The organism is Vibrio diabolicus (assembly GCF_011801455.1).
GTDB lineage: Bacteria > Pseudomonadota > Gammaproteobacteria > Enterobacterales > Vibrionaceae > Vibrio > Vibrio diabolicus.
The window spans coordinates 2,565,800-2,581,360 of record NZ_CP042451.1; the positions used below are offsets into that span (position 1 = coordinate 2,565,800).

Below are 15,561 nucleotides of genomic sequence, written 5' to 3' on the forward strand. Positions count from 1 at the left end.
ACTACATATATAAAAAAAGACCCTGCGAAAAAGCAGAGTCTTTATATATGGTTAGGTTATTTTTCACTCGATTACTGGCAAGAAATCTCGTCCCAGAACCAGTTGCTCTGCGTTGGGCTTTCCCACACTCCAGGGCCATTTTTCGCAACAAAACATTTGTTTTGGTACGTCACTTTATCGCCGTTAGCGACTTGCGTTACGCCCGGCTCCCACTGAATAAAATTACCTGTCACTGGTGGTTCTGGCTCGGTTACTGGTGGCTCAGGTTCTGTGACGGGCGGTTCTGGCTCAGTCACCGGTGGTTCAGGTTCTGTTGTAGGCGGCTCAGTAGGTGTGCCTGAAACCAGCTTCCACGGGTCTCCTTTCGTTGGCTCATTACCTTGTGACCACCATTTCGCTTCATAAACAGCACCTTGGTAAGAGACTTGATCACCAGTGTTGTACACTTTGCCTGCATCCCAAGCTGCCACGCCTCCTACAGGCGGTTCGACCGGATCAACAGGGTCTAGTTTTTCAACCACACGAACTTCAGGCCACCCCGCATGAGATTGGTAGAAGTTAGTTACGCACTTCTCGTAATCACCCGCAACTAGCGCAGAGTAAGCCGTTTGGAAACCAACCAACTCACATTCAAACGAATGGCCTCCAGGGCGATCTGAGTAGTATTTCCAGTTACCATCCAAGTTGGTGTAAAGCACGTCTGTCGCACCATTTAGGTTCAGACTGCCGTAAGGCGTCTGCTGCCAACAAGTGTTTGTTTCATCAGCTTCAATTGGAATTTGATAATGGGCGGCAAGACCTTCCCAATAACGAATACGGTTAACAGGTTGACCTTTATCCTTGTTTTGCTCACCACACTCAATACCACCATTGATCACGTTGATGGTGGTACCAAAGCCGTAACCAATACCAGCATCAAGCTCACGCTGTGAAGGCACCCAAGTACGGTCAATCACATGCAGCATTGCAGGTTTCGGTGCTTGTGGAGTTAGGAAGAACCAGATAGCCGATGCTAAGTTCAACCATGAATCCGCAACCAAGCCTGGATTTTTTAGCAATACAGATGCATCACCATCAAACATCACTTCAGAGAACGCGCCATAGTTAAAATGGTAAGAAAGCTGTTTAGCACCACGTCCAAAGTAACCTTGTCCTGGTTCACATGGCCAACGCTTGTTTTGCCAGTCATTCTGACCACAACCTGTCGTGTAACCTTCTTGACCTTCTGACCAGCCCATTTCACGCACATGAACCAAAGCTTGCTGCCACTCTTCCAATCCAAGAGGGTTATCCGATACGTTATCAATCGAAATATGACCACCAGTTTCCTGCGCAAAGTGAGCAAAGGCTGTCACGATCGATTTTTTACAAATCGCATCCGAATCTCGACCATCCGTGTACTCACCACAGAATGCAGGGAACTTACCAATTGCACGTAGGAAACGCGTGTAAGTGTATTCAGGTGCCGCCATTTGAGTCAGGAAGTCCCACTCACTTTCAGGGAACACACGCTCTACACGCTTCACGTTTTCTGGATTGGTTGCCGCTCCTGGAACAATCGCCTCCACCACTGAGTTCGGGCGCGTCTCTAATGCTTGTGACCAAATGGCATACATAGGGTCAGAGGTTTTGCTTTGCTCTACGGCTTGAACGTCACCACGAGCAATGACATAACCGTTTGGATTCTGCGGATCGGGCTGGATATTCATACTCGCATTCGCTTGTGCAGCTAGGACACAACTCAATGCAAGAGGAAGATGTTTGAGTGCAAACATGTCTAGTCTCCGGATTTTAACAATACAATATACAAGGAATAACTAGACATATAGTGGATCATATATACAAAACGCCGAGCTAAGTGCGTTGATTCTGCGAGACAAAATGAATAAATAAGTCCTCGCACACATTTTGTCACAAGAAAAATGTTACCTTGACTCAAAAGAAAAGCGGAGACCCAATGAGCCTCCGCTTTATGATATTTCTATCTTTATTGTTCTCCCGAAACCACGTCTAGCTTCGCGGTTGATTTTTGTTTAGACAACACAAAATAAACCACACACTGAGCAACAATAGCGGCAAGCACAATCACTGGCGAGGCGTTGATTCCAGCTAAAAGGAAACACCCTAATGCAATCATTCCATTGAGTAATGCGTAAGGCAACTGTGTACGGAAGTGCTCATACTGCTCACACCCTGCCCCTGTCGACGACAAAATCGTCGTTTCAGAGATTGGAGAACAGTGGTCGCCAAACAGACCACCAGATAACACCGCACCAATACAAACCAACAAAGGAGCGTCAATCGCAACAGCGGTTGGGATCACTAATGGCATCATGATGGCGAACGTTCCCCACGACGATCCCGTCGCGAACGAGATAATACCAGCAAGCAAAAAGGCAACCGCTGGCAATAGCCAATAAGGGAAACCCGCTTGAGCTTGTTCAGCAATGTATGCAGCTGCACCTAATTCTTTCCCAACCGAGCTAAGCGCCCAAGCCAATACCAGAATCACCGCCACTGACATCATGTTTGACATCCCTTTCAGATAAACCTGAATACCATCCGAAAGCTTTCTTACGCCATAAAACGCCATCAGCGCAATTAAAGTGAAGGCCGCGAAGAAATATGCAGAAGAAAGTGCAGCCCTAAACGTTGATCCTGCCACTTTTTGAAATGGAAAACCGTGTGGCACGAGGATGGTACATAGAACCACTAGCATAACGAGCAAAGGCGCCCATACAAAACTAGATTTTGCATTTTTATGCGTAAATACATTCATAGACTCCTGCACTTTCCCAAAGTCGGAGCCCTGTTCTGCTAACTGCTCAGCCTTCGCCATCGGTCCGAAATCTAATTTGAAGAAAGAGACAATCGGCACAATCGCGATCGCAAGAAAGGCGTAAAACTGATACGGGATCGCGCCAATGAAAGCATCCCAGTCACTCATACTGACATTCAGGGCAGTAAACTCTTTTTGAATCAATCCCATGATATAAACGCCCCATCCGATAAAAGGAATCAAGATTGCGACGGGAGAGGAAGTAGAATCGATAATAAAAGCTAATTTTTGGCGTGATACTTTTAACTTATCAAATAAAGGACGAAAAACAGGACCAACAATCAACGGTGTACCAAGGTCAGAGAAGAAAATAACCACACCACCGAACCATGCGGACAGTTGAGCTTGGCATTTACTCGCCACCCACTGAGTGACCTTTTTAGCAAAAGCAACGCCACCACCAGACTTTTCCATCAGCGCAACGAAACCACCAATGAACACTAATAACAAAATCACACCAGCGTTGTAGCTATCGGTAAGTTGCGGCAGTAGATAGCTTTTCATCAACGCACTAAACGAGTCTAGTGGTCCTTTTTCGACAAATGTCCCTTCAAGCATAGCGACGCCACTGACCACACCAGCGAATAAACCAACGACGACATTTCTCGTCGTCAGAGCGAGGAAAAGAGTAATAAGGATGGGAATGAGAGAGGTAACTTCAGCCTGTTCCATAGCAATACCATTTATAATATTCAAATAATTAAAATGAATATATATTTAATTTTATCGCATGTATATATCTCCTATAAAAAAGTTGAGTCCCCTCTTCACAAATTTGAAGCACAAAAAAACCAGCCCGGAGGCTGGTTCTTATAAACTCAACAGTCTAGAGGAAAATTATTCCCACTCGAATATCAACGAGCACAAAATACATCTAAATAACAGCTAGTTAGAAATACCACCTTTCTCGATACCATCATCTATACCATGCGCAGAATTTTTTTGATTTTTTGCTGATCGTCGACGCTTTAGTTCGGCTTTGGCCCTGGCTGAGGATTCTTGCATATCACGACGAAGCTCTTGTATCTCTTCAACACTAAGCCGTCGCGGACCCGAGGTAATTCTATCCATCTTGTACCTCCAACTTGTCGCAGTATATTTTAAAACGCATCAAAAAATGAGTTACCAGCAAGAAACCTTGAGGATATTTTTAGATTATTTTTCATACACATCTTGAAAGTCATCAATACTGCCCAAAGATTATACAACGAGGAATAACCTCGTTAAATAAAAGGATCAAATCATGGGTTTGAAACCAGGGCCAAAACCAATAGCCAAGTCGACCGGAAAACCAGATCAACGTCGACGTGATAACAAAAAAACTCCAGGAAACACTCCGGGCTTAAAGCCGAGCAAATCCTCGACCAAGTAACGCTACCTCAATATCTAGTCAGAGTAAGCGGTACTGACTCTTGTTGCTAAAAACCAAAACACACTTTTTCCCCGAATTCATTCAGAGTAAATACTCATTCATATTTTGTTAATGTGAGTTAATAAAGATTTATTTACTTGGTTGCCTAGGTCACGCTCGCGGTACATTCATGCAAAAGAGCGGTCGTACAACATGTGAATACAATTTCTCAAAAGAGAAAAACGACCCTAAAGGCATGATCTTTAGAGCCGTTCAAGTTTGCGACTAAACAATAATCTAGTCGTTAATTAATCTAAAGATACGTTTAGTTTCTCCATCGCATCAGCTATTGTAACAATGCCAATTTATGTCGAGAAGCTGATTAGTTATGGTTTTCTCATATAATTACTCATTACAGCGGAGTGGCTTTCAGCAAATTGCAAAAACTCACTCATTTTGATGTGCTGTAGGGAGCGGTATTTATCGATTCAGAATAGAGTGGAGATAATTGAAACTGCAACAAGGCGATAAAAATCATAGATATAGGTCTTAATTTATTGTGGCTCAACTTTCTCTATCGTTGTTATCGTGCTAAAATACTGATCATTAACACAGGCGATATCCTGTTGGTAATTGAGCGGAGTTAAAATGAACAAATTAAAAAAAAGTGTGACTGTACGTTTTTTTTCCATTGATGCAACTAGCTCATTTTTCGAAAACTTTTCAGCCAACTATGCTGTTAGTTGTGAAGGGGTATCGTGTTCCAGAATTATAACCAATAGAACTGTTAAGCACCTGATTAAAACTCTGCCTAATCATAACGATGGCTTCATTATTTCTGTAGTCAAAGAAAGGAATACTTGGCAAACAAAAGCAACCAGAGATGGAGAAATTTCTGGTCTAGCTTTAAACCAAGGAATTATCGGTGATCCCTATTACTTCAGTGTGATCCCTGAGAGAAAACTCATACTTGGGTTTACGACAGGCCCTATTGGCAGCTTGAAAAGTGTAGCTAAATTCGCTTTAGAGCAGTTTAATTCTAGTCGGACGGAAAAAATCGATCTATCTTTAATACCTAAAGAAAAAGAATACGATAAGCTAAGAGAACTTCCAGATTATAGTAGCCTTCATTTCAAAATAAACTCGTCCTCATTATCAGATTTATCTGATGATGCTCCATTATTAATTAAGAATTTAGGCTCAGCCCCTTATATAGATAATAATATTCAATTATCTCTCGACTTAGACTGTAGCGATGAGCCTGAAAGTATTATAAATAAAGAAAGTTTAATAGAAATTGTTAACTATTTATCTGAAAATGATGCTTGTACTTTACTTAAGGTAAAAGGAATTGATAATGATGGACAAAAAGTTAATTTAGATTTTGGAAATGCCTTTATGAATTATAAAGCCGATCTTAAACTGAGAAGTAAGTATATTGACCAAGATACTTCATTAAAGGTTCTAAGATCGGCTCTGGACTCTGTCCATCAAATTTTTAGCTAGCCTGCTAGCATTCTTACCTCCTTCTTAGTTACTGGATGGAGGCTATTAAGCGGTTTAGAATCGAGCATCTCTAGTAACTGGTATATTGTTTCTATCCTTGAGGTGTTTCCTAACAACTCTTCTATCTCGTTTGCAGCTTCTCTTGAGAGCCCCATATTTATAAAGTTAACCATGTTCTCATCACAAGCACCGATCTCCAGATAGGTATGTAATTTTACACTTGTCTTATCAATACCTTTCTGACTCATTTTATTAGTGAGTAGCAAGTGATAGCAGCTTAAAGCATTTCTAAGCCTAAACCTTATGTCATTATTTATAACCTTAATAACGTTCCTTACAGACTTATTAACACTGCTAGAATCGGTATTATCTTTATCCCATGCAATCTGTTCTGTTATAATTTCTTTAAGACTTTTTCCTGAAACCCATTTAGATGAAATAACACAAATATAATTGATTGTATATTCATCATTATTAATATACACACCAAGTTCGTTTAGTTTAAAAGCAACTCTAAGTAGTGCTTTATATAAATCAGGAGACTTTGGATGTGGTAGTATCCAATCATTGAAGTCTTCAATACTATCTAAGAAGCTAAACAATTTATTTTGTTGGATATAACCGACAGTTGGATTAGCTTCTAATGTAAACGGTGCTACTCTTAGTGACCTGTAAGCTTTACCTACTGATTTCAATAGCAACTCAACATCATCATCTCGTAAAGATAACTCTTTCGAGCTTAAGGTGCTTTCTAGTCCATCATTAGAGAACTCTCTAATAAGCTTATTTGCAATGGTATAAAACCTATATTGATCAGACTCATCGTGGGGATAGATACCAGACAGAGCATATAATACTCCAGGGAGCTCTGTGTTAAGGGTTTTATAGTATGTAGGTAGCTTGTTTTCTTCGTCTTCTTCATCTTCAAAGTAATCTTTGAATGTCCAGCTTTCTGGATCAATGAGAAAGATGTTTCCTGAGAAATGTTCCAGCATTCGACCAGCACGACCTGTAATGTTGTTGAGCTTTACATCTTCTAAGCGTTCAGATGGTTTTCCAACAACGGTCTGTATTGGGTTTTGTAAGAATAAGTTTTTAGCTGGTAGGTTTACGCCCTCGGCTAATGTACTAGTACATGCAATAAAGTTAACTTCTCCATCTTTCGCGAGATTCTCTATCATTACTCTAACAGAGCTTGGTAGAGGGCCGTAATGGAAAGCTACTCCCTTTCTTAGGTTATTTGCCAGACTAAATTCTTCATGGATGAACTTTTCAATGTAATCGGCTGCTTCTTCGAGGTTATCTGTAACATTAAATTCATCGATTCGCTCTGCTATGTCCCTTGCGGTATCTTCACAGTAATTAGTTTTATTTCTGTAGATTATATTACTTTGTCCTTTACCAAGCCTTAAGACTATGTCGGCTAGCTTAACCCCTGTAAAAGCCTTTGGTATAGTTACAGTATGGTTTAGGTTTTTACTCGATATCTCTATGTTTCTACCAACCAGTTTTACTGACATTATTATCTTTGCGACAGGTGAGTGCCTTGTTATCTCCTTGTGGAAATCAATATCGCTAAACACTGAACTAAAGGCGTTCTTGTAGCTTTCTGAAGGCATACTAATAATGATTTGAGGAAAGCTGTCTTCAAGCAGTTTCTCTAAGGTCAAATGGAGAAGTACACCTCGGCTTTTATCTGAAATGTTATGAGCTTCATCTATGAATAAATAGTTGAAGCTTAGATCTCCTCGCTGGATTAGCTCGTAGAGTCGTTCTTGTGTCATAACAAAGATCGTTTTATCGCTAAATTCTTTGTCATCTCGTGGAACTGTGCAAATTTCGATATTTTCGTGTTGTCCAAAGCCTTTAGCTATTTCGTAAACCTTTCCAGATACTTCAGAAATGAGAGCCCTAGTTGGGACTACAATTGCAGCGAAAGAACCGTTGGAGCTTTCAGATACCTCTCTAACTAAGTATGTCAATATTATATGAGTCTTACCGGCTGAAGTAGGAGCGATAGTGAGGACATCCTCGTCAGACTCTAGGTTCTCCCACAGCATTCTTTGAAAATCGGTCAATGGAAAGTCAAGTTCCTCAACCGAGTTGAGATTTTTCTTGAACTCAAACCTAGCGTTGTTATAAAACCCCAAATCCATCTTTACATCTGGATAACGGTGCTCTAGAAGAGAAATATTCGGAAAATCCCCTGAATCAATAAACATGCTTTTAGCGATGGGGACTAACTCAGGGTACAGCTCTCCCGATACATCAAGTAGCATCGCCAGAAAAATAGCTGCCTCTCTCCTTGTTTCTTGTTCGGTAGACTTCCCAAAGTATTGAATCACAGAAACTATTCTTTTTACGAAGTTCCTATCAAGCTCTATTTCGTTTCCTAAAAGATAACCCACGTAAACATTGAATAGGTTTTTTTTATCCTTACTAAACTCAGGGTGTGAAGAAATCTTGATGTTTACCTTATCTGCTAACGTATTCATTTATATATTCCTGTGTAAGAAATAAATTCTTCGACCAGCTTGCTTACACAAGTAAATGGCAACATTAATAGTGTAACTTCATTAACATCAAGGCCCTTATTCTGTACTTTTCCAAAAAAGTCGTTGATGTACTCATTAGCTACTTTCTCATATGAACCAATGTAGTCGGAATCGTTTTGAAAAATAATGTCTGGCTGTGTAAAACCGATGAAGCAAGGAGAGTGAATATGCTGAATACTATCGGATGATGTATAAGGGTTAAGAGCATCTAGTATTGTTTCCTCAAGTTCATCGTCTAAATTAGGGAAGTCCATATGGCTTTCAATGAGGTCAAACTCATCCCCAAACTTTTCTTTTGCACTTTCGATTGAGGAAGCAGCACTTGCTGCCGCAGCCTTGAACTTTTGGTAAAGTTTCGATTCACCTAAATAAACTCTAAAGCTTCCATCAACCATTTGAGCGTGAACGGCGTCTGCCCCAAATACAGGCATAGTTGCTCTATCTTTCATCGATACCTTACTGAGTATCTTTGGAGCTGATAAGTAAACGTCAAGCAATGTGAACAAAATTAGCTCACCAAGCTCTCCTTGGGCTGTATGTTTACTTATTTTTCTTAAAGCTTTGTTAAAGAGTTCGTCCATCGCAGTCTCACTGCTTTTACCAAGCTTTCTTTCAATCTCGGTACATGTAAAAACATAGTTTTGTAGGATGCCATTTTTGATACATTCAAAAAACTCAGACAAGCTAGCTTTTCCATCTTCGTGACAAGGAAGGTAAACAAGTAACGTGTTCACCTGACGACCATCTTCTAGATAAAAAGTTGTTGGTAACTCTTTTAGAATGCTCTTTATTTCATCTGCATTGGATAGTTGGGGTTTTAATACGGGCTCCATGGGCTATTGAGATGCTCCAGATAGTATTATGAAATAATCATCATAATACACCTGTATTTATTGTAGGTATTAATTGTTTTTAGCTAACTAATTGTATTTGTGACGTCGATAACTTTTGAATTAGAAATATGCATAGTCCCAACTCTAGTTAGCGTTGCTTCCTAAGAGGGCTGCAAAAAAACCTTATAGCCAACTTTAAAGAATTTTTGAGGTCCGCTCATAGTATGTAAGTAATAGGAGTGTTCAGAATCTATCTATTCTGAGTTCTAAAAATAGTAGACAGATTTACCGATGTGATTTTTATTACGGTACAGATGGTTAGCTGACTTAAACGAATAATCTGCTACATAACAGTTAGAAAAGCCAAAAGGCCTGAGAGCGGGATCGCTCTCAGGCCTTTCCGTGTATGCTGGCCCTCGCAGACTTGAAGTTATTCGTCTTTCACCAGTTTAAGTTGAGACTCTAAACAATTTTTGTCCAGAAACAAGTCACAGCTTCACCATAATCAGTTTGATGTATATGGAGTGCGGGCCGGTGCACCATCTCCGGCCCGTGTGCTTTCTAACTACTTGCTTCGACCAAACGGCAAGCCTCTCATTTTTTCGATTTGATCGACCGATCTATTCATGTCCTTGTAAGCACGCCCGGCTAACCGGTTTTGGAATACCTCCATTTTGTCAGCAATGACTTTCATTTTCGGGCCGTATCCGGAGCTGTGCATCCACTGCCCTAAAAAATAGAAGGCCAGCATTACAATGAACATCACGGCGAAGAAACCAAATACCTCTGCAAGGTTTTGGGGTGGAAAGTAAAACTCCATAATCAGTAATCCTTATCTAGTTAGGCCATACGGCCTTTTTAACAAAGTTGGCAACCTCTTCGTTACGTTCCTGCTGTTGTTCTTGGGAATACGAAACGTAGTCCTCAACATCGAAGGTGTGCTTTTCCGGGTCACGCTCTTGCCACTCAGCGTGTGCTTGGCGTACTTCTTCCTGATCCTCACTGGACAGGCCATCAAAGCCGCCATTTTGATTCATCCACCCAGTTCCACCGCCTAAGCTATCTTTGTCAAATGCAGGAGAAGCGTCGTCAGTCACCCTCCTTATCATCTTCCCCGTCCCCTTTCATGTTATTTCGTACTGAGCTTGCTAAACGACCTCCAGCGGTTTGGCCTATACGCTCCCCGGCCATATCGCCCATTCCTTTAATCAAATTAGCGCCAGTATCCGCTGCAACGCGGCCCGCTTTTGCAACACTATCCTTAAAGCCGCCATAGGATTCACCATTACTAGAAGATTGGTCGGAAGCTTGGGAGAAGGAGCCAGCCTCGTCAGAATCACCGCTACCTCTAAATGCACTGCTAAGGCCCGACATCACGTCAGCATTGTTCGCTACGTTCTCACCTGCTTTTGCAAATGCAGCCTGAATAGCAGACGCACCGCCAGCGGTAGCCATTGCTGCACTGGCAGCCATACCACCAGTGGCAACAGCCGATCCGGTCATCGCCCCAGCACTGATACTACCAGCACCGGCCGCTGCGCTGCCTCCAGGCACTAGGCTAGCAACCACATTAGGAACAGAGTGAATAAGCATTACGAGAACCAGTGAAACGACAAAGATCACTAGCAGTTCACGCATAGGGGCGTCATTGGATAGATCAGCATAAAAACCGTCCATTATCGACATGGCGATGCCAATGAGCAAAGTCATTGTCATCAACTTCAAAGCGACACCCAATACGCTTTTGAAGTAGTTGATTGCTATATCTGAAGTCCAACGCGAACCACCAAACCCCAGCACGAAAACACCGGCATATATCAATATCCAAGCAGTTACCAAGGCCAACAACACATTAGCCGCCACAACCGCCATACATGCCAAAATTGCTAGCGTGATGAAGAAAAGAGACAAGTTATCTATAGGGCTTGTGATGCTGTAATACTCACCTGCTTTAACAATAATGTCGAAAGCAATGCTGATAGGCTCTGAGGGGGTTAGGTCTCTCGGAAGGCCACCGGCTTGAGCACCGATCGTTCTCAACGAGTCGATGATTGACGTCGCAAAGTCTGGGCCGTTTCTGAGTAACCAGAGGAAGAAACCAAACGTCAGGATAAAGCGCATAAACTCGGCAAAGAACTCCCTTATATCCGCTTGTTTAAGGAGCAAAGTACCGCCAGTCCAAACAAGAGATATAGTACCCAGCGTCCAAAACAGCCACACGGCATGGTTTGTAATTACCGTGCTCCAAGTAGCACTAGCGGTCATGAAGCGCACGGCTACCTCATCCAAGACACCATTAGGCTCAATGGCCGCCGACGCAGTTTGCGAGGTCAGTAACACAGCTAGTAGCATCACAAGTCGAATGAATATCTTGCTCATAATTAGAACCCCTTATTCTTGGAACGATCCGTGCGTTCGCCCATATCCCAAAGACAGTTCCCTTCTTCCCTCAGATCTTTCGTCAGGTTCGGGTTATTACAGTTGATCGTTGTAGGCTTTGGCCCTCCATCCTCACCACACCCTACCAGAACGAAAGATGCCAGCACGCTGACGATAAAAACTCGAATGATATTCTGCATGATTAGAACCCCCTATTTTTTGAACGGTCGGTAGGCTCTCCCATATCAAATAACCTTTCACGGGACGCTTGATATTGAGCTTCGCGGTCGGCTTCTACCTGCATTCGAGAACCAACAGCATTCTGCTGAGCAATTAACAAACTACGGATTTGAAGGAGTTGGTTGACCTGGTTACTAGCAAGCTGGTTGGCATAGCCAATAGCAGCTAACTGACCATCTGCTCCCTGAGCTGCTGACTGTAATCGGTGCAGCTGACGAGCGTCAGCCTGCAAGTTTTTATGCTGTAGCTTCAAGCCTTCAAAGAGAGCATCGTTGGCTGTTTTCTGGGATTCGGACGCCAAGCGACGGTTGTCTTCCATCTTCGCTTGTTCTGCAGGCGTACAACCTCCAGATCCATTGAAGCAAGGTGAACTGCGGTAGTAGGCCACATCCTGGAATTTGCTTAGGTAAGCATCAAGGCTACCAAGCTGGTTTTGATAATAAGCAAGCGTATTGGTGGCATGAGTTAAATCATCAATCGTCGATTGTGCCTGGTCCCAAATATAAGCCACTGGGGCCATAGTGTTTTGCAGCTGGTTTTCATACTGCTGCAACTGAGTTTGGTACTGTTGGATCTGCTTGGCTGTTTGAGTGACAGACTCCATTGCTGACATAATATTTTGTGTCAGGTTCGTTCCATCAACAACCGGAATTCCAGCTACTACCGGTATGGGAGAGATAAATGCTAATGAAATAGCGGCAGTAGTTATTTTAGCCGCTAAAATACGTACGTTGTTCATAATTGAGTGCCCTTAGTATTTAGTATTGTCGTGACTAAGTTGCACCCACCAACCTGTATCGGCCCAAAATCTATAGATATGAGCCTTTACCCCTACTGAAAATCAGCGGTGAATGTGGACCTCTACAAAGATAGGTTGTCACTTTCTATCCTGGCGTCCGACCTGCGCGACACCTTAAAAACGCGCGGCCTCAGATCTTTGAAACATAGGTGTCATTCCCCTTAAAGCTGGTTAGGAGTTCCAAGGGTTAAAGTCGATAATTAGAGACCTCGTAGAGCAGGATACCGTTGAGCCCGAAGGTGCGAATAAAGGACGAGTGAAATAGGAACCATCAACTTGTTGGTGGGCCTACTTCACCTATCCTGCCCGCACTTCGGCCCTGTTTTCACCACTAAAACACCTGCATTGGTCCTTGCAATTATCTGTAATGTTCTGCTTAAACTTGCAGAACAATAACTATCCTTTAAAAACAAAGAATTAAATCAAAAAAACGGCGTATTTATAGTCATAAAATAGCGTTTTAACTCGATTATTTTTCTCCAGTCACTAAATAGAAAGCTCAAATTTCCTATCCCCCTCCTTGTTTAAGCAAGTGACCGCCCCCCAAATGTCAATGAAAATTGAGATCGACACAATCAAATCACCACACCTCCTTTAATTTCAATTAGTTAAATAAAGGCAAAAGGCTGCTTACCTCCTTTCATTGACACTTTCAGCCAATCCACATGTTAGAATATTTTAAGTATTATCTCCCTTCGGTCGGTTTGTACTCCAAGAAAGAAGAGCTCTTTAGAATCTCGCGCCTTCACCTCTTGGCGTTAAACCAACGGCCTATGGCCGTTCGATAAAGCCATAGGGCTTTATCACTTGAAGGTGTAAAGCCCGTATAAAACGGGCGGTTACACCGCCTGAATATCCTGAGATATACTGAATATCCTGACAAAAAGACAAAAAATCGGGCCTCTGTGAGTCATAAACGGGCCGCTGCGAGGACCTTCCGGGCCGCTGTGAGGTGCTATCGGGCCGCTGCGAGTCGTTTAACCCGATTTTCGGCATTGATCTCTATGCCGATGCAACGCAACTTATCTATATCTTCTTTTATCCTCGTCCGGTGATTGCTCATAGTCTTACTGCTTACTTGATCACCGCTCACTGCCTTGATAAGCGTGTCTAGATGCCAACCTCCGGCGGGATCGCACTTATGTGTGAGTACAAAGCGAGCAACAGCTTGGCTAATCCCATATTGCAACCTAGCAATAAGTGTTGGCTCATAATAAAGAAACAAGTCCTGTTCCAGCAGCATTACCAAAGCTACTCCTAACCGGACACGCCACAGATTCCGCTGGCCTCCAGTCAGCGGGTTATGTCGAGTCATAGAAGACGGAACAACATGGTCAACTAAACCGCCAATGATACGCTCTCCCGTCAACTCCAGCTTCGGAGTAACAATTTCAACAGTAGCGGCTCGCAATTCACAAACTAGTTTTTTTAGTCGGTTATCACTGTATTGATGCTCGGACAAAATTCGACGCAACTTTGCTGGATCAACCAGCAGCTCGACACCGCCGTCTGAAATATTGCGTCGACGCTCAGCCAAGTACAGCATGGACTCAACAATATCCGCATGGCGCTGCCCTAACCTACCTGTAACCCGACAGCGACCAAATCGGGTTTCCATCCATTCACCCTTACGCTGGAATGGCTTTCGGCTAGGCTGATAGATCATAACTCGAGCCTGTAACACCGTGCTGGTAGGTGCAACCTTGTTACCAGTTGTCATCAACATTCCCTACCACAGTTTTATGCTTTATCGCTGGCTGCCTTTTTCTCCGTTCCAGAACAGCAGGTTTAAGTACACCGCCATCATGTCGTCTAAACCAACACTCAGAAAATGGGTCACCGTAATTAGCTTTACTCACCCCAAAACGGACAAAATATTTTCTCTGGATGCTCTCAACACCCAATTTTTCTGCTTCAGCGGGAGTCATACTTGCGAGATAGGCTTGCCAGCGGATATTGTCGACTAACACTGACGATCCTCGGCTGGCTTGCTGATGGTCTCCAGCCCCCATCATCACCGCTCCTTTGTTGGAATGATGTAGAAACACAATGGAGCAATCCGTTTCAGCGGCAATAGTCTCCATTCGCCCGATTACCTGTGCCATAGGTCCACTGGCATTCTCTTCTTCAATATGGAAGCGACGCAGAGTATCCAGAATCAAGAGTCGCCTCCCCTCAGCAACCTGCCTGATGCCTTCGAACCATTCTGAAGTCATTATGTCAGGACACCTACCAATTAATGGCTCAATAAGCAGACTTTGGGCTACCATTTGTTTTTGTGTGGGAGAGAGGTATGTTCCCAAAACGTGTAATCTATGATGAATAGCAGTAGTCGGGTCCTCGGCAGGCAAATAGGCCACTGAGCCATTAGCCAAATCACCTATGCCCAGCAAATCCGGCCCTCCCGCTATCTGTGCTGCCAATTGAAGGGCCAGCATTGATTTACCTACGCCGCCAGGAGAAACAATGGATCCTACGGTTCCCGCTGCCATATTGGGCAGCACGTAATCAATCGGTGGAGGCAGTTCATTAAATGCAGACATCAGATCAAGTCCCATATTTTTAGCCTCCTATAAAATACCCAGGTCTCTTAGCCTGAATTCGAGATCTTCTACGTTCTTCAATCCATTTCTCAACTTCAGCTAAATCCCAGGCTACATTTCTACTTGTGAGAACAATACGGCGTGGAAATTCACCCCGTTTCTCCAAGTTGTAAATAGTCCGGTCAGAGAGTGGAATCATTTCCAGAAGTGCTTTCCTATTAATTAGTGTTTTATGTGCCAGTGTTTGCATTTATTTGCCTCCTAATACCAGAAGAGACTTTAATAATAACAACAAAATTAAATTTTAAAACATAAAATAAACACCAATAAATTAAAAACAAAAATATCATTTACAATAACAACGATATATCGAAATTAAATAACCAATATATCGAAAATAAAGAAACAAATTAAAAAACAGTAATCATAAGTATTTATTGAAAATGAATTTTAGCGGCTAAAATCAAACCTAAAACTATTCCATTTGAAGTTCACATCATTAACCAAATTCACACT

Annotated in this window: 13 protein-coding genes; 1 reads left to right on the top strand and 12 read right to left on the bottom strand. The window is 42.6% G+C overall.

Annotation, left to right across the window (positions count from 1 at the left end):
• Positions 1–71 precede the first annotated feature (71 nt).
• Both FR741_RS12200 and FR741_RS12205 read right to left on the bottom strand, forming a co-directional pair.
• The gene (locus FR741_RS12200; protein WP_167426852.1) at positions 72–1,775 is read right to left on the bottom strand and encodes a chitinase; all 1,704 of its coding nucleotides are present in this window, start codon (positions 1,773–1,775) and stop codon (positions 72–74) included.
• A gap of 212 nt (positions 1,776–1,987) precedes the next feature.
• Positions 1,988–3,511 (bottom strand): Na+/H+ antiporter NhaC family protein, encoded by a 1,524-nt coding sequence (locus FR741_RS12205; protein ID WP_006741871.1) that lies wholly within the window; start codon positions 3,509–3,511, stop codon positions 1,988–1,990.
• Between the two features lie 1,327 nt (positions 3,512–4,838).
• On the opposite strand from FR741_RS12205, the gene FR741_RS12210 reads away from it, so the two are divergent.
• A complete protein-coding gene (locus FR741_RS12210; RefSeq protein ID WP_145532417.1) occupies positions 4,839–5,696 on the top strand; it encodes a hypothetical protein in 858 nt (285 codons plus the stop codon).
• Here the strand turns inward: FR741_RS12210 and FR741_RS12215 are convergent.
• From FR741_RS12215 to FR741_RS12260, 10 genes are all read right to left on the bottom strand, one after another.
• Complete coding sequence (locus FR741_RS12215) at positions 5,693–8,191, bottom strand: DEAD/DEAH box helicase (protein WP_167426853.1); 2,499 nt, start codon at positions 8,189–8,191, stop codon at positions 5,693–5,695. The two genes, FR741_RS12210 and FR741_RS12215, sit on opposite strands and share 4 nt — an antisense overlap.
• Complete coding sequence (locus FR741_RS12220; protein ID WP_145532419.1) at positions 8,188–9,084, bottom strand: HamA C-terminal domain-containing protein; 897 nt, start codon at positions 9,082–9,084, stop codon at positions 8,188–8,190. The genes FR741_RS12215 and FR741_RS12220 overlap by 4 nt, the downstream gene beginning before the upstream one ends.
• 565 nt (positions 9,085–9,649) lie before the next feature.
• Positions 9,650–9,904: a hypothetical protein gene (locus FR741_RS12225; protein ID WP_167426854.1), complete on the bottom strand. Its 255-nt coding sequence runs from the start codon at positions 9,902–9,904 to the stop codon at positions 9,650–9,652.
• A gap of 16 nt (positions 9,905–9,920) precedes the next feature.
• Positions 9,921–10,121: a conjugal transfer protein TrbL gene (locus FR741_RS23650; RefSeq protein ID WP_233059808.1), complete on the bottom strand. Its 201-nt coding sequence runs from the start codon at positions 10,119–10,121 to the stop codon at positions 9,921–9,923.
• Between the two features lie 52 nt (positions 10,122–10,173).
• Positions 10,174–11,463 carry a P-type conjugative transfer protein TrbL gene (gene trbL / locus FR741_RS12235; RefSeq protein WP_167426856.1) on the bottom strand — a complete coding sequence of 430 codons (1,290 nt, stop codon included), beginning with the start codon at positions 11,461–11,463 and terminating at the stop codon, positions 10,174–10,176.
• Positions 11,464–11,465: 2 nt separating this feature from the next.
• The gene (locus tag FR741_RS12240; RefSeq protein WP_025594152.1) at positions 11,466–11,663 is read right to left on the bottom strand and encodes a hypothetical protein; all 198 of its coding nucleotides are present in this window, start codon (positions 11,661–11,663) and stop codon (positions 11,466–11,468) included.
• A 2-nt stretch (positions 11,664–11,665) separates the two neighbouring features.
• The gene (gene trbJ, locus FR741_RS12245; RefSeq protein WP_167426857.1) at positions 11,666–12,442 is read right to left on the bottom strand and encodes a P-type conjugative transfer protein TrbJ; all 777 of its coding nucleotides are present in this window, start codon (positions 12,440–12,442) and stop codon (positions 11,666–11,668) included.
• Between the two features lie 1,015 nt (positions 12,443–13,457).
• Positions 13,458–14,222 (bottom strand): ABC transporter ATPase, encoded by a 765-nt coding sequence (locus tag FR741_RS12250; protein ID WP_145532424.1) that lies wholly within the window; start codon positions 14,220–14,222, stop codon positions 13,458–13,460.
• Complete coding sequence (locus FR741_RS12255) at positions 14,209–15,060, bottom strand: helicase RepA family protein (RefSeq protein ID WP_145532425.1); 852 nt, start codon at positions 15,058–15,060, stop codon at positions 14,209–14,211. Before FR741_RS12255 ends, FR741_RS12250 begins: the two co-directional genes overlap by 14 nt.
• Before the next feature lie 4 nt (positions 15,061–15,064).
• Positions 15,065–15,295: a helix-turn-helix transcriptional regulator gene (locus tag FR741_RS12260; protein ID WP_025594422.1), complete on the bottom strand. Its 231-nt coding sequence runs from the start codon at positions 15,293–15,295 to the stop codon at positions 15,065–15,067.
• Between the last annotated feature and the right edge of the window lie 266 nt (positions 15,296–15,561).

What these genes read in the sequence shown, in the direction of transcription:
- FR741_RS12200 (WP_167426852.1), bottom strand. Translation starts at nt 1,775, where the DNA reads ATGTTTGCACTCAAACATCTTCCTCTTGCATTGAGTTGTGTCCTAGCT.
- FR741_RS12205 (WP_006741871.1), bottom strand. Translation starts at nt 3,511, where the DNA reads ATGGAACAGGCTGAAGTTACCTCTCTCATTCCCATCCTTATTACTCTT.
- FR741_RS12210 (WP_145532417.1), top strand. Translation starts at nt 4,839, where the DNA reads ATGAACAAATTAAAAAAAAGTGTGACTGTACGTTTTTTTTCCATTGAT.
- FR741_RS12215 (WP_167426853.1), bottom strand. Translation starts at nt 8,191, where the DNA reads ATGAATACGTTAGCAGATAAGGTAAACATCAAGATTTCTTCACACCCT.
- FR741_RS12220 (WP_145532419.1), bottom strand. Translation starts at nt 9,084, where the DNA reads ATGGAGCCCGTATTAAAACCCCAACTATCCAATGCAGATGAAATAAAG.
- FR741_RS12225 (WP_167426854.1), bottom strand. Translation starts at nt 9,904, where the DNA reads ATGGAGTTTTACTTTCCACCCCAAAACCTTGCAGAGGTATTTGGTTTC.
- FR741_RS23650 (WP_233059808.1), bottom strand. Translation starts at nt 10,121, where the DNA reads ATGAATCAAAATGGCGGCTTTGATGGCCTGTCCAGTGAGGATCAGGAA.
- trbL (WP_167426856.1), bottom strand. Translation starts at nt 11,463, where the DNA reads ATGAGCAAGATATTCATTCGACTTGTGATGCTACTAGCTGTGTTACTG.
- FR741_RS12240 (WP_025594152.1), bottom strand. Translation starts at nt 11,663, where the DNA reads ATGCAGAATATCATTCGAGTTTTTATCGTCAGCGTGCTGGCATCTTTC.
- trbJ (WP_167426857.1), bottom strand. Translation starts at nt 12,442, where the DNA reads ATGAACAACGTACGTATTTTAGCGGCTAAAATAACTACTGCCGCTATT.
- FR741_RS12250 (WP_145532424.1), bottom strand. Translation starts at nt 14,222, where the DNA reads ATGACAACTGGTAACAAGGTTGCACCTACCAGCACGGTGTTACAGGCT.
- FR741_RS12255 (WP_145532425.1), bottom strand. Translation starts at nt 15,060, where the DNA reads ATGGGACTTGATCTGATGTCTGCATTTAATGAACTGCCTCCACCGATT.
- FR741_RS12260 (WP_025594422.1), bottom strand. Translation starts at nt 15,295, where the DNA reads ATGCAAACACTGGCACATAAAACACTAATTAATAGGAAAGCACTTCTG.